The sequence below is a fragment of the Clostridium estertheticum genome, from assembly GCF_018861295.1.
Classification (GTDB): domain Bacteria; phylum Bacillota; class Clostridia; order Clostridiales; family Clostridiaceae; genus Clostridium_AD; species Clostridium_AD estertheticum_D.
This window is the reverse complement of sequence record NZ_JAHLDM010000030.1, coordinates 44,998-61,740: the sequence shown is the minus strand read 5'-3', so window position 1 is coordinate 61,740 and position 16,743 is coordinate 44,998. Positions and strand designations below refer to the sequence as shown.

Sequence of the window (16,743 nt, the reverse complement as noted above, 5' to 3'; positions counted from 1 at the left end):
CATCTTGTATCCCATTACTCCAGGAATATCCACCTTCAGAAGTTATACATGGTTTATCACCATAACCAACGTTATACTTTGTATTGCCAGCGTCATGTTCGGCTTTTGTCACTACTTCTTGTAGCGAAATCATTTTTTCTACTGAAAAACCTTCGCCACTAGCTCTTTTAGGATCTACAACATCATTTGGATGATGGTTAAAAAGATTATTAAATGTTTGAACATTTTTGTAGGTTTGTGCTCTTAAATTGCTAAATGAAATATACATTGTTCTCCCCCACTTCTGTGTATTTTAAAGTTGTAACAATATTCAATTTTTATATTTAGGCACATAAAATAATAAACCCAAAATGCGATGGATAATAGCAATATAATAAAATGAATTACCTATGGGAAGTGATTGAGATTGTCTAAATACCCTGTTTATTCTTCAACCACTTGAATCATATTTAAAGCAGAATCAAGTAATTCTCTTAAAATTTCATTTTTACCTTTACCAGTCATTTCAGCTAATTTATTAAGATTTTTATTTTGGCTCTCTCTTACATAATAAGTTGCTCGAATTAGTTTATCTTCTTCACTTTTTTTCTTTGCAATGGTTATAACACCTTGGTTCTCAGTGTTTACACTTTTGTTTACATCTTTGTTTTCAACTTTATTTACATTATTTGAAACATTCATATCATTAACACTTGGGATATCTTTTTTAGTATTGCTATTTTCTTCTGCTTGCCTTCTTTTCTCAAGCATTTGAATTTTTAATTTATCAAAATTGTTTTGTCCTTTTGGGTTATGCAATTACTTTCACCAACCTCTCTAAAACTTTAAAAAATTGCGAAGCAGCTTCTTCATCATATTCAAAAACAGTTTTACCTAGTTTGCCAGCTTCTGTGATTTTTACTCTCCTATGAATCGGGTCTGTTACAATATCTCTATCAGAGAAAAATTCCTTTAAAAAATCAAGATTCTCTTTTGAATCCCTTGTTCTTTGATCAAACATATTTGGAATTACAAGCGCAATCATGTCAGGGCTTAATCTTAAATCACTAAGATATTCATAGATGTTACCAATAGCCCTTACGGATGCTGCTTCAACTTGAACTGGCATAACTATATGATCTACATAACAGAGCACAGCATCATTAATCTTTGTTCTTTGTGGACCACAATCTATAAGTATATAATCATATCCAAGGTTCTCAAGTCCCTTAAGTTTTTCACTGAGGTATAAATCAATTCTAGCTTCCCTATGAAATTCTGCATTTATTTCTTCTATATGTTTATTGGGCAAGAGATCTAGACCCTCTCTAGCATTAATAATACAATCTTCAATCTTTGCCGGGTTTCTTCTATCAATAAGATCATAGAATGTCTTCTTATAATCATTTTCATTTTTCCCTAAAAACAAAGAAGAGTCATTTTGACCATCTAAATCTATAAGTAAAACTTTGAAATCTAACTTTGCTAGTCCATGTGCTAGCTGAACAGATACGGTGCTTTTGCCTACTCCACCTTTGTTATTTAGAACTGCAATTTTTTTCATTTATTTATTCCTCGCCTTTCAATATGAATTTACATTAATGATATTTTACAATGGTAATATCCACTTCTATAAGTTGGGATATTAATTACATTTTGAAGTCATTAATATAGCTTCGTAGAATATTATTAACAATAGAATAACATATAACAGTAGGTATTTACAACTCTATTTACAAAGTTAGCTACAATTAGAAAAACACATATACAAACATTAATGTTTACATATGTGTACACATAAGCATTCGTAACGGTTTCTTCTTGTTTTTATAGTGATTTCTTAACGAATAAAATCTACGGTTACTACCACTATAAGTACAAAAAAGGCTTCAGAATCTTTTAGTTATATTTATTTAATTCAGTTTCAAAGCTATTAGATAAATTCACAAGTCCTTCATAAATGCTCTGATCTACACCGGGACAATGATTGTATAGTTCTATATAACTTTTCATATTATTCATTAATTTTAGATAACCATTTAAATCATTTGGCATATCTTTTTTATTTTCCATCGAGAACGTTTCATAAACGCTATCAAAACTTCTCATATCATCTTTTTCTTTCGCTGTAGCCTTTTCCCATTTTTCTCTCCATACTTTACGAACTATTCCAGGAGCTGTATCAGGTGGAAATGTTATTCCGTCTTTTTTAAAATCTTCAAAACTCTTGGCTGAATGAGCCATATGGCTTTTTTGGTATAGTTCATATAATATTTTATCTTCTTCCTCACTAATTTTTTTATCATCAATCTTAAAACTATTTCCTCTATAGTCAAGATCAAAAATAATTTTTTTATTTTTATTATTTTCTAAATATTTATTTGTGTAATTTCTTGGTTGAACCTGATTAATCATTGAATTCATTATATATCCTCCATTTATATATAATAAACCGCAGTATTTTTAACTGAAGTTTATTATATAAGCTTTTATTTTAATTTTACTACTGAATTTTTATTTTAAGACATTTATACCTAAATATATTTTTAATTCAATTTAATTATATATTTAGTAAAATATATAGTCAATTACCTATTTATGGTGTGATTGTTCATGAAGGTGAATTTTTGAGTTTTGGGATCATGATAAGAATTAGTGGGGTAAGTGTAAATAATATTGATACAGTTGTTATAAATCCGAATAAGACATTTACATGGAATACCATTTGTAAAATATATACAAAACACTGTGCTAATTAATTAGTGTGGTATTTTATACCATTTTAACTTCATAAAGTTCGTATTTCATACATTTAACGAACTTTGGCTATATTGAAGGGTTTAACAAGTCCATTAAAATTTATACGAACTTTGGGTTAACGTAATACGAACTTTGATATATAATAGAGATATCAATTAAAAGTGAGGTAATGCAAATTATGCCCAATAAAAAAACAGTAGCATTAACTGAAGAACAATATAAAAGTATTATTAAGATAATAAAAGAAGGATTTACAGTAGATGGCAAAATTTTCAAAATAAATAATAGGATTGCAACAATTTTAGTTCTTGAAGCAAATCTAGGATTAAGAATTGGAGATGTATTAGCATTAACATTAAATAGTATAATTAGAGATGGTTATAGATACAGACTTAATATTATTGAGGATAAAACTGATAAACGAAGAACATTCACAGTACCCGTAGATATTTATAATTATATTAAGATGTACTGCCTTGAAAATAGTATAAGATCAAGTGCCATAATATTTGATATTACAGAAAGAGCTATTCAAAAGCAATTAAAATTAGCATGTGATTATTTGGGGTATGAAAATATCAGCACTCATAGTTTTAGAAAGTATTTTGCAACGCAGATATATGTTAATAATAATTATAATATTGCGTTGGTTAGACAGTTACTCCAACACTCCAATACAAGCATTACACAAAAGTATATTGGGATTAGTACGCAAGAAGTTGAAAATGCATTACTTAATCACATAAAATTATTATAAAAAGCTGAAGGGTGAGTAATTAGTATATTTTTATATTGACTACTCATAAAGGGTACACATTCAATTAGTTACCTACAGAATCCATTTAGATCCAAGCAAATTTTTAATTTTATTTCTTATATTTATCAGCATATTCTATTAATGCCATACTTATTAAATCCATTGACTTAAATTCTTTGTATGAATCCATAAATGTTTTAAAGTGTTCCCAAACCTCACCATATAATCGCACGGTGGTTACTTTTACTTCCCCCCGTAATTTATCATTATCAATTTTCAACTCATTTTCATCAACATTAATGATGTCCTTTTGATGGTTGTACCATTCCAACATTTCTTGTATATTATCATGTTTTTCTATGATGTTTAATATTTTAGTTTCAGAGTCTTTAGAATTGAATATATTTGTATTACTTTTATACTCATGCGTTGATATTGCTTTAATTGCAGTAGACTTAGGCACTGAAATTACTGTTATATTACTTTTGTATTCATCATTTTTTATGTATTGTTTTAGTGGCTTACTAAATATATATCCCGCTTTTATAAATTTTTTTCCTATAGTTTTTCTACTAATATTAATATTTAAACTAATTTCAGTTAAAGTTGATCCTTCTTTTAATTTATTATTAATAAAAGTTAATTGATCCAATATGTTTAACTTTTTATAATCTTCACCTTTCATTTTATCCACCTCATATAATTGTAATATACTTGTAATTATATCATGAATACATTTGTAATATACAGAAATAAACAATTATTACTTGTAAAAGGATACATACATATCTGGGCCACTTCTCAAAGGGATTAAAAAAATGATTTCTGTGAGTAATTCAAATAATAATAATTATTATATTTCCACTTATTATTATTATTTGAATATATTGTACAGAATATTGTACGATATATGCGTGGAGGTAAGTTTATGATTGCTATAGGTTACTCAAACGCAAGACAAAATTTTTAAAATTATTGTGACAAAGATATTGTGCATTAAATATGCTAATAGTTACGCTAAATTTCTGTATCTTCTGTAATAGAAATAGCTATTGCTTTCCATGTTGGGTTGTTTGTGTTTAATTGGTGTTCGTTTTTCAAATAATTCAAAACCGCATTTCTCTGCAAGGTGACAAGAAGGAATGTTTGCACAATCAATCGTCAATATAAGATACTTTATATCTGATACATTGAAACACCAACCCACTAAAGCATTTACAGCTTCTTTTGCGTAGCCATTTCTCTGATATTTTTCCGACATAAAATAGGCTACTTCAACTTCATTTACTGTATCTTCAAGCCCCATACCTACCATTCCAATCAATTCATCTGTATCAGGTAATGCAATTGCATATCTTTTATTCTCATAAACATCTGTTGAATCTTTTTGAGTTTGGTGCCAATCAATATACCCCGAAAAGGCTTTTGGCGAATCATTATCTTCTGCCCAATCAGGCATAAATCTAAAAATGTTTTTCTCTCTGACAATCTGATAAAGGTTTTCTGCGTCTTTTCGCTCAAAATCTCGAATTATTATATGGCTTGTTTCTATTCTCATATTGTTCTTTTCCCCCATCGTCTATAAATAATGTTTGCACCCTAATATTTTACAATTACGACTAATTATATATATTTAACTATAACATAATTACTATAAATTGAATATATTTACAAAGGGTTTAAAATGGTTAATAGCATCAATGTGAAAGTAACTCAATTGATTTTGTTGCAAATCACTTTCATCTCGTGTTATGTAGCTCTTAATTTTGCCTACTCAGATTTTCTAAATGATAATAATTGAAAGGTAATTCCTCAATTTGTCCATCATCTACTATATTTATAGTCTCTATATAATCAAATCCGATTTTTTTGGCCACTGCTATTGACCCCAAATTATCTGGTTGTATAGTCGTAATTAAATATTCATATCCAAATTTGCTGAATATATATTCCACAAATGATTGCATGGCCTCTGTGATATACCCTCTACATTTATAATCTTCATTTATAAAATATGCAACACCTACCTCGTTTACATTAAAACTGTGAACACCTACATTCCCTACAATTTTACCAGATTCTTTTTCTATGACTACATAGAAAAGAATTCCTTCCATTGGATTATTCAACTTATACCCATTCATAACTTTTCCTTTAATCCAAGGAGTAGCCCATTCCTCTGCTCCAATCCAGTCTGGAAGCCATCTTGTAATGAATTCTTTTCCTGCGAAAGCTCCCAACTCTTTTCCATCCACTGTCGTATACTCACGTATTAATAATCTTTTTGTTTCACAGATCACTTTATTAATCATTCTATTCTCCCCCACCTATACTTCATGCAATTTTCATAAAAAAGTCAAGTATTGCCTTGATTCTCATTACCTTTTAACTATATATAAATTTATTTAATTGTGGTACTTAAATGTATTATTTTTTTTATTAGGCATAAATCTCTTTATTTTACTTAGAATAGTATCAAGTTCATCATTAGTAATACCCTTGTTTAGTACCATAGCATAAAAATATGCCAACATGCCTAGTGCAATAGCTATAAGTACAGAAATTGCATTATTAAAATATCCCTTGAAAATAAAACCTAATATATAACTTAGAATATTATAGCCAACATAAACCACTGCTGCCATGAATATAGAAGAAACTAACGGCTTAAATATATATGCCTTAAGATTAATTTTTATTCTTAAGGTTTTAAGTATGTATACAGTGTTCAAAACTATTGGCACACCAAAGCCTATCACACTACCTATTATTGCACCATAAATACTTACACTTGGAATAGCTACTAAAATATAATTTACAATATATTTTATAATTAAACCTAAAATTGAGAAACAAATTACGGCGTACAATTTCCCTATTCCCTGCAAAATACTCGTTTGAATTTGAACTAATGCTGAAAATACTACTATTACAGAACCAAATATCATAATTTTATATCCATCACCAAAATGTAGCAATTCATATATAGGCTTACCTAATAATGAAAACCCTACTGCGGCTGGTATTACTATAAGAAGACTTATTCTAAATGCAAAATTTATTTTATTGGTTACAAGTTGTTTATCTTTAAGAGCCACAGCAGTTGATATTGCTGGTAATACTGCCACCGCCAATGCAGATATTATAGTAATAGGCATATTGATAAGCATAATGTATTTGGTATACATTCCATAAAGATTTTGAGCATGATTTTTTAAATTTCCTCCAGCAATTAGCCTACTTGTTATATTATAACTATCAATAAGTGTGCCCGCGCTGAGTATAGCAACACTTAAAGTTATAGGTATGCTGTACTTTAAAATTTTTCTTACAATCTGCTTGTTGGTATGTCTTACGTTGTTTTTATCATTATCTAAATTAACAACTTTAGATTCTTTATTTTTTTTATAGATTACTATTAAATAAAGTGCAGAAGCTAATGAACCTATAGTAGTACCCATAGTTGCACCTACACAACCTACTTCTACACCATATCTTATAAATATAGCTGCAAATAAAAGTGTGAATACTGTATTTAGTATTTGCTCCAATACTTGTGATATTGCTGTAGGTTTCATATTTCTTATACCTTGAAAATAACCTCTGTAAGCAGAGGATACCGAAGTAAACAGTATAGCAGGGCAAAGAGCAATTACAGAATATTTAGCCTCTCCATAATTCATATGTATTGTAAGCGGACCTGATATACAATACATTGTAAATGCCATAACTATACCCAAAATAAAAAGTAAAAATCGTGATATTTTAAATGTGTTTTTTGCACTTCTGTAATTTTCGACTGCTACAAATTCAGATATAATTTTTGATATAGCACTTGGTATACCTGCATTGGTAAGTATATATATATAAGCATAAATTTGATATGCAACACTATAAATTGCATAGGGTCTATTTCCGCCAATTATTTTTAATAGGAATGGTACATAAATTATAGACAAAAATTTCCCAGCAATAGCAGCGGATGATAAAATTGCAAATCCTTTGCTAGTAGATTGTTTTTTCATAAAATTAACCTCTCATGTACTTTGAAATCAAAACATTTCTTTATTCTAACATCGTTTTACCAACCAATTTAAAAACTATACTTTCATATAGCAACAAGGAATTGGAATGGACAACTTATGTTTGATACTTCATAGTAATTACATACTTAATTAAGTATTCTCTAAGCTTATTTATATTTGGTGTCGGTAACTTTGATTTTTTAGTCCATTCTAATAACGCCTTATCTAAATATTCCATTTCATTAAATGCTGATTTGCAATGATCACTTATTGCCAGCCTGCCAACAGGTGTTGCTGCACATATCTTTAATCCAAAATAGACTACTCTTCTATAATTTTTCAAAAAATTCAAGCTACTCTCTGGATCAATTTTATATCCTAGCTTAACTAGTACATCACATCCTTCTATTATAGAATCAATAGTAGCATTTAATGCCTTTTTATTCCCTGCTATTTTTCTCAAATCGCAATTAGACATGTAAGCTAAATATGCCAACGGCATAACAAATGCAATATGTGTCTTAAGAAAATCATCCATATTTGTGTGAAACTTTATTTTAAACATTGTTGCCTTAAATATTGTTTCTATAATAGTTTTATAATCATTCTTACCGTCTAAATCTCCAATATCAAGATCTGGATGCTTTGTATGTATGCTAATTACTTTACCATCTTCACGTCTTCCGCCAATACTGAAAAATCCAAAAAGTATCCTAGGATTACTTGTAGATATATTTTTAATTTTTTCGCTTATTTCATTTGCTTTATCTTCATTGCCAACAAATATAAATAGAGGACATTTAACATTCGCACTAATAGCGGGTAATATTGCATTAACTTGTGAACTCTGCATAACTATAAAAGTCACATCGTATCGATCCTCTGGAAGTAATTCTTTTACTACATTTATTTTATCTACTGTTGTTTTTCTTTGCAACCAATGTCTAATTACTAATCCTTTTTCTTTTAGAGCTTCATATCTTTTACCCCTGACAAGAATTGTGACCTCATGGCCTACTCTTTTTAATTCATGAGCAGCATAAGAGCCTAAAACACCTGCCCCATATATTAATATTTTCATAAAGCTTCCTCCCCATAATAAATTGTTAGCTTTTATAATACGCAATGATTACCGTTATCTAACCATTCCTTAGGATGACACGCGAGAGGTTCTTCATGCAATAAATTATGTATGATAATATGCGTTCTCATAAAATGTTGATAATGTTAAAGGAGTTTAAGTGAATTAATTTGCACCCTTTTTCTTTTGCAGTTTTTTCTACTTCATTTAAAAGTGCCGAACCATACCCTTCTTTAACTTATAGATTTTTTGTGTGGCTTATCTAATACTTTCGACTAATAATACCATAATTACCATAATATAAGTATATTTAAGATTCTTTTCCATCCACTGCATTTAGATAAAAACTATTTAATATAGTAGTGATAGTAAAAAAATCTAGCCAATAGAATCAAAGTGAAAGTAACTCAAATACTCTTGTGTTACTTTAACTTTAATTATGACTTCAAAATTAATATGGAAATATATTATATTATATGTTAAGTTATCCCAAATATTTTCGATAATATAAAGTGAATGGTGTGTAGTTTTTGGTTCTACTACATCTAATGAAGTAGAACCAAATAACTCATCTAGTGAGGCTCAAGTTAATATATTTGTAAGTGAAGTTATAACTACACACCTATAATATCTAATATTAATAAAAGAAATGGGATGATTAATAGTGAAGTTAAATAATTATATTTATTCATTAACAAATTTAAATGTAAGTAATAAATTTAAAAATCAAAATCTAATAAAATCTAATAGAAATACAACTAGTATGAATTTGAATAAATCAATTTCTCAAAACATAGTAGACAGAATATCTTTTGGTGCTGGAAAACAATTTGCTCTAAATCGAGAACTTCTTTCATCCATTACAAAGGTAAACGGTCAAGATGTTACAAAACTAACAGCAAGTAACAATGTTCTTGATTTTAAGCAAGGTTCTTATTATAAGGTACAAACAAGTTCTGGTTTAACAGCTATACTTACAGCAGGTAATGGCGGTGGTGTTCATATGCCAACTACTGAATTTAACCTTGGTGAAAATTTTTCTCTAGCCCCATCAGATTGGAAGGACTTAGATAAAACAGAAAAACTTTTCACATATCTTGGAAGAGACAAAAGCGGTTATTGTGCTTATTCAAACTATAGCAATACAGAAATCAAAGATATGTTAGGTAGTGTAGGTATTAAGCCAGGGTTCTTTGAAATTAAGAGTGATACCACATCAAACAAATTTTATATGTTAGATGATGGTACTATATATCCACAATATCAAGTAGATGGCATAAGGGGAGCTTTAAATTTAACAAATTATTTTAAAGAAGGCTATACAAAGGATTCTGTCTTTACAATTGACGGTAAAGATTTTAAATTAGACGATAGTGGGCATCTTAATGTTCCAGAGGGGACTGCCTGTGTTATGGAAAACATAACACGAAAGAAATAGAATGATTTTTAATTAGATATACAACACACTAATTATTAAATGGTTAGAAGCTATTTAATATAATATTTCTTTAAAATGGCTATGTCGTGAAATTTTATTTCACGATTTTTTGTTGTATATGCATATATAGCTTATATCCTTAAAGTGAAAGTAACTCAATTGGGTGTGTTACCTTCTGAATATTATTCATCAACTTTGATGTTCATATTGAGCTAACCATTTACTAAATACATCCATAAACTTATGAATGACACCTAAATTGATTACCATAATTATAAAACCAAAAATGGAGTACAAGACAACTGTACCCAACGTGAATAATTGTACTATATGCTTAATAATATACATACAGATAGGCAAACAAAAAATGCTTGTAACAATAGCAGGTACATATTTTCTTACTATCAATGTTTGAAAGCAATGTACTACTAAATGAAAAGTAAATGCAATAAACAAACCTATCCATAGGCTATACCAATTCATTACATATGAAATAACCGTAATTATAGTAATCAAAATAAATTCTTCCGCTACTCCAAAGGCAAAAGATGATGTTGTAATATTATCAAAATGAGGTAATAACTTTTTTGATAATATCGGAAATTTTTCACACAAATAGAGTCTATTTTTATTTATCCATGGTTGTATAAAAATTATTTCTTCAAAATCATGGAAAATAAACAGTATAGGGAAAAGCCATATAATTACTTGGATATTATTCATTTATCATCCCTCCATAATAAAAGATAACTCATTTCAACATTAATTTATTTTTTCATTCGTATTTTTTGCCATAAGTATATGATAAATTTCCCAATTCTTAATTGTTCACCTACATAATTTGCCACCATCATATAAAGTTTCGTAATTACTATAATTATAAATATACTAATTAAGATATTTAAAGCATAATGGATATAATCCAATCCAGATCCTCCTATCAGCAATCAAATAACCAAAGTTTGTTTTTCGTATAAATAACGAACTTTGCCTATATAACTATATAACTTTGAGTATATATTATGTTGAATGTTTTTTATCTTAATGCATTAATTTACTTTGTTTGTATAGGTTTGCCATGATATAAAATTTTTTTTACTACATAAATGGTTGGCTGGAAGCTATAATGATGCTCTAGATAGTCGCAAACATGATTAGTAATAATACCAGTGAAAATGGCACATAAAATAGTACCTAAGCCAACACCGTCAATATAACCTAGCATAGAAAGAGAAAAGGCCAACGTAATAGCCAGACAGACTAAGTCGAAAGAGGTTTTTACCCTTTTAACAGGCACCTTTAGGTATTGTGTCATGTCACGAACAAAAGTATCAAATGGCAATATCGGTAATTTGCATTTAATAAACAAACTTGCTCCATAAGTAAGAACAAAAAAAGCCACAACAAAATAAGCAACACGCCAATTAAGAGTATTTGGCCAGGATGCCAAAATTACTTTATCTAAATCCAGCAATTCACTAAAGATCACTGCAATAACAAAGGAAATCAGATAACCAATTTTAAATTTTTTTGTTACGATAATCAGAATTAGAATGGATGCGCTTTGAATCAGAAAATTCCAAAATCCAAAGGAAAATTTACTGAAAATATCGCTGAGTACAAAAGGCACTGAGGAAATTGTGGATATGCCAAAATTACTTTTTACCATCAAACTGACACAAAAACTATTTAATAATATACCTAATAACAATGCTAATTCAGAAGAAAAATTTTTTTTATAATTCATGTAAAAAACCTCGATTTAATAATATTTTTTCGTACCCCAATGCATTCAAAATATAAAAATATACTGGAATATCCAAATGATTTACTTACCATTATATCACATAATTAACATACAACATAATAAGAGGTTATATTGTGTAATGAAGTATATACAAAACAAAATATATTATATATAATACTGTAAACATATGAAGTTTACATTAAAAAGGAAACAGTGTATATAAGTGGATAAAATAAAAATATTCAAAACTAAAATAAAGGTTTTAAGGGCGGAGCGGGATATTACACAAGAGAAATTAGCAGAAAAGATAGGTGTTTCAAGAGGTACAATACTTGAAATAGAGAGAGGGACATTTAACCCATCTTTAAAATTGGCTTGTAAAATTTCAAACTATTTTGGTAAGAGTGTGGACGAAGTATTTGAGATAACTGAGGAGGGGTTAGAAGATGATTAATGTATTTACCGATGTTGCTGCAATTGTATTTATACTGGTTTGTTATCCGTTGATATCAGTACTTATAGGTGTTTATGTTTTTTTCTTTTTATCATGTTGCTTTGGGAGTAAAATATCATATTTAAAGGTGGAGAAATGAAATGTTTAAGAATGAATAATTTGCTATTTATGATTATAAAATGAGCAAAATTAATTAGTATGCAAGCAAGTACACTAAATTTGACAAGGAGTGATTTTATGTTGGATATTAATAAGTCAAGTATATCAGATGTATTCGGATGGACTTGTTCTGATATATGGAGAAAATTTGCTTTGGATAACAATGGTATATTTGAAAAAGGAAATATAGTAAAAGAGCAAAGTATAAAAATGAAAAATGTGGAAGGTTACATTTGTTATAAAGCATATAGGCGAGCCAATGATAAAAGAGGTATGAATACGCAAATAACGGCTTCTTATATTACAAAAGGCAATTTTATTTTTAAATCTAGAATAAGGGGAAGCATATATACGCCATTTGTAAATTTCAATAAACTTGAAAATGTAAAAATCGATAATAAAATTTTCAATAAATTTATAATAAGAACTAATAACGAAAAGGCTTTAGGTGAATTATTTAAAGATGATGAGATTATTAGTTTGATAAGTTCGCTAGATTTATTCTGTATGGAAATAAGAAAAGGGAAAAAAATCAATGAAAAAGTTTTATATATAGAGATCAATGGAATAGTAGATAATTATAAGAAAATGGAACAAACTTTTAATTTAACTACTAAAATTATTAATAAAATCAAATAATTAATGAGGTGGCTATGAAATGATTAAATTAATTAAAATTGAACTAGAGAAATTTAATTTTAAGAAATATATAAAAAATGCAATTATAGCAAATATTATTATTTTAGGGATTTTAACTCTTATCACATATCCAATAAAAGATTTAAAAATAGATCCATTATCAAATTATACAACCGTCTTTACTATGATAGACAGTTTGGTTCGAGCAACGTTTATGATTTTCTCTAGTGTACTTATTTCAGATATTGTTATTAATAAATTAAAAAATAAGAAAGTGAACATAAAAAAAACAATTTCAGCTAAAATTATTATCATTATTATGTTTACATTCTTAACAATAATGTTATCAAATATTTTTATAGAAATTAGTTTTTATTTTTTAGATAAAGGTTTTAATCTAGTCCCTAACAAGTTAAATCTAAATATAATAACAAGAAATATATTAACAATATTTATGTATGCAATTACATCTTCTCTTATGAATTTAATCTCTTTGTTTTTGGGAATAATTAAGAAATCAACTTTTGTAACAATATTATCATCTATTGTTTTAGTTTCTATTGTTTGCTCTTATAACAATGGATTTTCACTAAATTCTATAATAACAATTCCTCTGTCACTTGCAGCGTTAGGAATATTGTCTGCATACTTATCGGTAAAGCAAATAGAAAATTTAAGTGAAAATAAATAGCAAATCTCAAAATCAACGGTAATAATATGTATTTACAACTTTATTTACAAAGTTACTTACAATTAGAGAAACAAATATTCAAACATTAATGTTTACATATATGTACACATAAGCATTTATAACGGTTTAGCCTTGTTTTTATAGTGAGCTTAACAAAACCAATCTTCTAAATACACATTTCAATTAAATCCATAATGTCATAAAGAATTAATATTTTTCCATGAACTGAGTGGTTATTACTATTATAAAATCATACATTCATTTATGATAAAATTTAAGAATCTTGTCACTTGATCTATAAATTATTCTTATACCACAATTAATAAAAGTAAAAAACTATTTACATTTTGTTAAAGTTAATGTTAAAATAAAAATGTAAAAAACTTTTTACATTATGGATATTATTATGAGAAAATTTCTTGGTGTGTTGTTATTTTCTATAGTTATTCTAGTAGTGGGTAAGTTACTTATTATAATTTAAACAAGGGAGTGATTTTTATGAAAAAAATGGATGAAATGGAACTGAGTATTAGTTTAAAAGCTATAAAATGGGCCTGGGCTTATACAGTACTATTTTTAGTAATTTGGGATATCTATGATTATAAACAGACAGGAACATTTGGATTAGTAAATTTCCTTTTAATAACGCAAAATCTTGTACTTATGGCAATTCATTCTTTTTTGAAATGGAAACTTGGAAAAGATGAAAAATAATATAAGAGAATTAAGAAAACAACTTGGATTTAGGCAGGAGGATATGGCAACTACGCTTGGTGTTACAAGACAAACCATAAATGCGATTGAAAATGAAAAGTATAATCCAACTCTGGAATTAGCTATGAACCTTGCTAAACTATTAAACACTACGGTAGAAAAATTATTCATACTTGAAAATTAAAAAGAAAAACAAATTTAATTTATTAGACAAAAAAACTACGTGATTACAGCCCTATAAAGTAAAATAATTACTTTTATAGGGCTGTGTTTTTCTTAGCGTACGAAATATGAGTTTTGCGTACGCCACCCCTATAAGGTCTCTTTCAAATTGACTAATTCCTGCCATAAAAGTAAACATCAATTTTCCCTGAGGTGTAGTAGTATCTAACCAACTCTCTTTTAAGCTCTTAATATTGGTACATTTCTTTTCAATCTGTTCTACCAGGCTAAATAAATCCTTTGTACTTCTGCTTAATCTTGTAAGATCTGATATTAATATAACATCACCTTTTCTTAATTTACCCAATAGTATATTTAATTCAGGTCTATCTGCTTTAGTTCCTGTAATCTTATCCTGGATTATTTCTTCAGCTCCTGCTAATTTTAAAGCATCAAGCTGCCTATCCAAACTTTGTTCCATTGTACTTACTCTAGCGTTATGTAAGCAAGTCACATAACCAGCATAACCTATTTTCATGCTATCACCCTCATTTAAATAGTACCAAAAACGTTAGATGATAGTCAATTTTGAAACTTTGTTTTTGGTAATAGTTTTGGTGCTGAAAAATATAAAAATAAGAACTAATAAAGACCGTTTATGGTGCTGCTATAAAAAATAAAACAAGAGCATTTTTACTCTTGTTGATGAATAAAATTTATATCTTTACCAACAAATTTATGATGGATTTTTTCAATATCAAATTTAAATATTTTAAATATGAGTTGTACAAAAAATCCTATTAAACAAGCCATTATGACAGTTCCAATACCAATAGAACCTCCTATCATGACTCCTATTATAAGTACAGATACTTCAATAAAGGTTCTAACAATGCGGACTGATTTCTTTGTTTTTTTTGTAAGAACAATCATTAATCCATCTCTGGGACCCGAACCTAAACCTACGCCCAAATATATTAAAGATGCAATTCCCAATACAAGCATACCAAACATCATCATTATTATTCGTATAAGTATATTGTTAAAAACAGGTATTAAGTGATTTTTCATTAGGAAATCCATAAAAAAACCAATTAACAGCATATTAGAAAGAGTTCCCCAACCTATTCTTTCTCCTAAAATACTGTTTAGTATCACTATAACTATACTAATTATTATAGTAGCTTGTCCTATGGTAATACAAAACGTCTTTGCTAATCCTTGGTGAAATACATCCCAAGGTGCCAATCCCAAATTAGCATTTATTGTCATTACCTCACCAACTGCATAGAGAAAGAGACCTAAAAACAATTTTATAAAAAGTTTAACTTTATTTACAATGCTACTATGATTGATGATATATTTATCATTTATCATATTTTTTGCTATCTGATAAATAGTCGTTCAATTTACTAATTACACTTTGGAATGTACGTTCAAGTGTGAAAATATCACTATGCATTGCATTTTCTATCTCTATAACTGATGAGTTCTTTGTTTTAAGACTATTACATAAACTTATTATCTCTGGAACATCTCGTGAACCATAAATAATTGACTTTTTTGTATTATCATCAAATTTAACTTTCTCAAGTTTTTTCATAACTTCCCAAAGTTCTCCTGAAAAAGCCTCTCTAACTCTGTAGCCTCTTACATTTTTTAAAATTCCTTGAGTTTCTTCACCAAAGGCGGTATTAAGTGCCGGCGATATTCCTATAGCAAAATCTGAACTGCTTATTAGTGCAAGTCTTCCACCTAAAGAATGTCCAATTACAACTACTTTTCCAAAACTTCTACAGTATTTAATTGCAGCCTCCATATCCTGTAAAACCCCTTCATCCAAATTCAATGTATGTTCACCGTGTCCACGTAAGTCAATAACACATGTTTTTAGACCTATTTCAGCTACTCTATACGCTAATCCCAACATTTCTTCTTTAGAACCGCCGTAGCCATGAATTATTACAGCTGCTCCATGTATATCTGATGGTGTAAAAATTATACTTGGTACATTAAAACCATTACTTTTAATTATTTTTCGTCTAATATCCATATTGACCTCTCTTTATACCTTATAATAGAAAATTTAATTTGAATTGCAATTATACTTTGATGTCAAAGTATTTATTTATAAAAA

At 28.3% G+C, this 16,743-nt stretch carries 22 protein-coding genes and 2 pseudogenes; 8 read left to right on the top strand and 16 right to left on the bottom strand.

Going from position 1 to position 16,743, the window contains the following annotated elements; all coding sequences use genetic code 11:
- The 4 genes from KPL54_RS22005 to KPL54_RS21990 form a co-directional block, all read right to left on the bottom strand.
- Positions 1 to 268: hypothetical protein (locus KPL54_RS22005; RefSeq protein ID WP_216108647.1), on the bottom strand; the 268-nt coding region annotated here is incomplete at its 3' end.
- A gap of 155 nt (positions 269 to 423) precedes the next feature.
- Positions 424 to 798, bottom strand: a complete 375-nt coding sequence (locus tag KPL54_RS22000) for a hypothetical protein (protein ID WP_216108646.1) — start codon at positions 796 to 798, stop codon at positions 424 to 426.
- Positions 791 to 1,543 (bottom strand): ParA family protein, encoded by a 753-nt coding sequence (locus KPL54_RS21995; protein WP_216108645.1) that lies wholly within the window; start codon positions 1,541 to 1,543, stop codon positions 791 to 793. Before KPL54_RS21995 ends, KPL54_RS22000 begins: the two co-directional genes overlap by 8 nt.
- Before the next feature lie 335 nt (positions 1,544 to 1,878).
- Positions 1,879 to 2,403 (bottom strand): hypothetical protein, encoded by a 525-nt coding sequence (locus KPL54_RS21990; RefSeq protein WP_216108644.1) that lies wholly within the window; start codon positions 2,401 to 2,403, stop codon positions 1,879 to 1,881.
- Positions 2,404 to 2,917: 514 nt separating this feature from the next.
- Between KPL54_RS21990 and KPL54_RS21985 the strand changes: the two genes are divergently transcribed.
- Entirely contained in the window at positions 2,918 to 3,496 is a 579-nt protein-coding gene (locus KPL54_RS21985) for a tyrosine-type recombinase/integrase (protein ID WP_152754032.1), read from the top strand.
- Positions 3,497 to 3,605: 109 nt separating this feature from the next.
- On the opposite strand, the gene KPL54_RS21980 is transcribed toward KPL54_RS21985, so the two are convergent.
- From KPL54_RS21980 to KPL54_RS26275, 6 genes and pseudogenes are all read right to left on the bottom strand, one after another.
- A complete protein-coding gene (locus KPL54_RS21980) occupies positions 3,606 to 4,181 on the bottom strand; it encodes a hypothetical protein (RefSeq protein ID WP_216108643.1) in 576 nt (191 codons plus the stop codon).
- 327 nt (positions 4,182 to 4,508) lie between these two features.
- Positions 4,509 to 5,072 carry a GNAT family N-acetyltransferase gene (locus KPL54_RS21975; RefSeq protein ID WP_253203687.1) on the bottom strand — a complete coding sequence of 188 codons (564 nt, stop codon included), beginning with the start codon at positions 5,070 to 5,072 and terminating at the stop codon, positions 4,509 to 4,511.
- A 184-nt stretch (positions 5,073 to 5,256) separates the two neighbouring features.
- Positions 5,257 to 5,808 (bottom strand): GNAT family N-acetyltransferase, encoded by a 552-nt coding sequence (locus KPL54_RS21970; RefSeq protein ID WP_216108642.1) that lies wholly within the window; start codon positions 5,806 to 5,808, stop codon positions 5,257 to 5,259.
- A 93-nt stretch (positions 5,809 to 5,901) separates the two neighbouring features.
- Entirely contained in the window at positions 5,902 to 7,521 is a 1,620-nt protein-coding gene (locus KPL54_RS21965; protein WP_216108641.1) for a putative polysaccharide biosynthesis protein, read from the bottom strand.
- 115 nt (positions 7,522 to 7,636) lie between these two features.
- The gene (locus tag KPL54_RS21960; RefSeq protein WP_216108640.1) at positions 7,637 to 8,602 is read right to left on the bottom strand and encodes a ketopantoate reductase family protein; all 966 of its coding nucleotides are present in this window, start codon (positions 8,600 to 8,602) and stop codon (positions 7,637 to 7,639) included.
- Between the two features lie 127 nt (positions 8,603 to 8,729).
- Positions 8,730 to 8,822, bottom strand: a pseudogene (locus KPL54_RS26275) (hypothetical protein); the annotation flags it as partial.
- Positions 8,823 to 9,266: 444 nt separating this feature from the next.
- Between KPL54_RS26275 and KPL54_RS21950 the strand changes: the two are divergent.
- Positions 9,267 to 10,040, top strand: coding sequence for a hypothetical protein (locus KPL54_RS21950; RefSeq protein ID WP_216108639.1), 774 nt, complete (start codon positions 9,267 to 9,269; stop codon positions 10,038 to 10,040).
- A gap of 189 nt (positions 10,041 to 10,229) precedes the next feature.
- On the opposite strand, the gene KPL54_RS21945 is transcribed toward KPL54_RS21950, so the two are convergent.
- The 3 genes from KPL54_RS21945 to KPL54_RS21935 all read right to left on the bottom strand — a co-directional run bounded on the left by KPL54_RS21945 (position 10,230) and on the right by KPL54_RS21935 (position 11,787).
- Entirely contained in the window at positions 10,230 to 10,763 is a 534-nt protein-coding gene (locus KPL54_RS21945; RefSeq protein WP_216108638.1) for an HXXEE domain-containing protein, read from the bottom strand.
- A 44-nt stretch (positions 10,764 to 10,807) separates the two neighbouring features.
- Positions 10,808 to 10,966 carry a hypothetical protein gene (locus KPL54_RS21940; protein WP_216108637.1) on the bottom strand — a complete coding sequence of 53 codons (159 nt, stop codon included), beginning with the start codon at positions 10,964 to 10,966 and terminating at the stop codon, positions 10,808 to 10,810.
- A 128-nt stretch (positions 10,967 to 11,094) separates the two neighbouring features.
- Positions 11,095 to 11,787 (bottom strand): DUF6198 family protein, encoded by a 693-nt coding sequence (locus tag KPL54_RS21935; protein WP_216108636.1) that lies wholly within the window; start codon positions 11,785 to 11,787, stop codon positions 11,095 to 11,097.
- A gap of 223 nt (positions 11,788 to 12,010) precedes the next feature.
- Here KPL54_RS21935 and KPL54_RS21930 point away from each other — a divergent pair, with 223 nt between their 5' ends.
- The 6 genes from KPL54_RS21930 to KPL54_RS21905 all read left to right on the top strand — a co-directional run bounded on the left by KPL54_RS21930 (position 12,011) and on the right by KPL54_RS21905 (position 14,628).
- Complete coding sequence (locus KPL54_RS21930; protein WP_268038934.1) at positions 12,011 to 12,241, top strand: helix-turn-helix transcriptional regulator; 231 nt, start codon at positions 12,011 to 12,013, stop codon at positions 12,239 to 12,241.
- Positions 12,234 to 12,380 carry a hypothetical protein gene (locus KPL54_RS21925; protein WP_216108635.1) on the top strand — a complete coding sequence of 49 codons (147 nt, stop codon included), beginning with the start codon at positions 12,234 to 12,236 and terminating at the stop codon, positions 12,378 to 12,380. The genes KPL54_RS21930 and KPL54_RS21925 overlap by 8 nt, the downstream gene beginning before the upstream one ends.
- 98 nt (positions 12,381 to 12,478) lie before the next feature.
- A complete protein-coding gene (locus tag KPL54_RS21920) occupies positions 12,479 to 13,039 on the top strand; it encodes a hypothetical protein (RefSeq protein WP_216108634.1) in 561 nt (186 codons plus the stop codon).
- 19 nt (positions 13,040 to 13,058) lie between these two features.
- Positions 13,059 to 13,730 carry a hypothetical protein gene (locus tag KPL54_RS21915; RefSeq protein ID WP_216108633.1) on the top strand — a complete coding sequence of 224 codons (672 nt, stop codon included), beginning with the start codon at positions 13,059 to 13,061 and terminating at the stop codon, positions 13,728 to 13,730.
- A gap of 498 nt (positions 13,731 to 14,228) precedes the next feature.
- Positions 14,229 to 14,444: a hypothetical protein gene (locus tag KPL54_RS21910; RefSeq protein ID WP_171298630.1), complete on the top strand. Its 216-nt coding sequence runs from the start codon at positions 14,229 to 14,231 to the stop codon at positions 14,442 to 14,444.
- Positions 14,434 to 14,628, top strand: coding sequence for a helix-turn-helix transcriptional regulator (locus KPL54_RS21905; RefSeq protein ID WP_216108632.1), 195 nt, complete (start codon positions 14,434 to 14,436; stop codon positions 14,626 to 14,628). Before KPL54_RS21910 ends, KPL54_RS21905 begins: the two co-directional genes overlap by 11 nt.
- Positions 14,629 to 14,757: 129 nt before the next feature.
- Here the strand turns inward: KPL54_RS21905 and KPL54_RS21900 are convergent.
- From KPL54_RS21900 to KPL54_RS21890, 3 genes and pseudogenes are all read right to left on the bottom strand, one after another.
- A pseudogene (locus KPL54_RS21900) lies at positions 14,758 to 15,144 on the bottom strand (recombinase family protein); the annotation flags it as partial.
- A 155-nt stretch (positions 15,145 to 15,299) separates the two neighbouring features.
- Positions 15,300 to 15,983 carry a YczE/YyaS/YitT family protein gene (locus KPL54_RS21895; RefSeq protein ID WP_253203684.1) on the bottom strand — a complete coding sequence of 228 codons (684 nt, stop codon included), beginning with the start codon at positions 15,981 to 15,983 and terminating at the stop codon, positions 15,300 to 15,302.
- Positions 15,973 to 16,659, bottom strand: coding sequence for an alpha/beta hydrolase (locus tag KPL54_RS21890; RefSeq protein ID WP_216108630.1), 687 nt, complete (start codon positions 16,657 to 16,659; stop codon positions 15,973 to 15,975). The genes KPL54_RS21895 and KPL54_RS21890 overlap by 11 nt, the downstream gene beginning before the upstream one ends.
- Positions 16,660 to 16,743: the final 84 nt, after the last annotated feature.

Bases quoted from the DNA above. Each gene is read 5' to 3' on its own strand.
- KPL54_RS21995 (WP_216108645.1), bottom strand. From the start codon at position 1,543: ATGAAAAAAATTGCAGTTCTAAATAACAAAGGTGGAGTAGGCAAAAGC.
- KPL54_RS21990 (WP_216108644.1), bottom strand. From the start codon at position 2,403: ATGAATTCAATGATTAATCAGGTTCAACCAAGAAATTACACAAATAAA.
- KPL54_RS21985 (WP_152754032.1), top strand. From the start codon at position 2,918: ATGCCCAATAAAAAAACAGTAGCATTAACTGAAGAACAATATAAAAGT.
- KPL54_RS21980 (WP_216108643.1), bottom strand. From the start codon at position 4,181: ATGAAAGGTGAAGATTATAAAAAGTTAAACATATTGGATCAATTAACT.
- KPL54_RS21975 (WP_253203687.1), bottom strand. From the start codon at position 5,072: ATGGGGGAAAAGAACAATATGAGAATAGAAACAAGCCATATAATAATT.
- KPL54_RS21970 (WP_216108642.1), bottom strand. From the start codon at position 5,808: ATGATTAATAAAGTGATCTGTGAAACAAAAAGATTATTAATACGTGAG.
- KPL54_RS21965 (WP_216108641.1), bottom strand. From the start codon at position 7,521: ATGAAAAAACAATCTACTAGCAAAGGATTTGCAATTTTATCATCCGCT.
- KPL54_RS21960 (WP_216108640.1), bottom strand. From the start codon at position 8,602: ATGAAAATATTAATATATGGGGCAGGTGTTTTAGGCTCTTATGCTGCT.
- KPL54_RS21945 (WP_216108638.1), bottom strand. From the start codon at position 10,763: ATGAATAATATCCAAGTAATTATATGGCTTTTCCCTATACTGTTTATT.
- KPL54_RS21935 (WP_216108636.1), bottom strand. From the start codon at position 11,787: ATGAATTATAAAAAAAATTTTTCTTCTGAATTAGCATTGTTATTAGGT.
- KPL54_RS21925 (WP_216108635.1), top strand. From the start codon at position 12,234: ATGATTAATGTATTTACCGATGTTGCTGCAATTGTATTTATACTGGTT.
- KPL54_RS21920 (WP_216108634.1), top strand. From the start codon at position 12,479: ATGTTGGATATTAATAAGTCAAGTATATCAGATGTATTCGGATGGACT.
- KPL54_RS21915 (WP_216108633.1), top strand. From the start codon at position 13,059: ATGATTAAATTAATTAAAATTGAACTAGAGAAATTTAATTTTAAGAAA.
- KPL54_RS21910 (WP_171298630.1), top strand. From the start codon at position 14,229: ATGAAAAAAATGGATGAAATGGAACTGAGTATTAGTTTAAAAGCTATA.
- KPL54_RS21905 (WP_216108632.1), top strand. From the start codon at position 14,434: ATGAAAAATAATATAAGAGAATTAAGAAAACAACTTGGATTTAGGCAG.
- KPL54_RS21895 (WP_253203684.1), bottom strand. From the start codon at position 15,983: ATGATAAATGATAAATATATCATCAATCATAGTAGCATTGTAAATAAA.
- KPL54_RS21890 (WP_216108630.1), bottom strand. From the start codon at position 16,659: ATGGATATTAGACGAAAAATAATTAAAAGTAATGGTTTTAATGTACCA.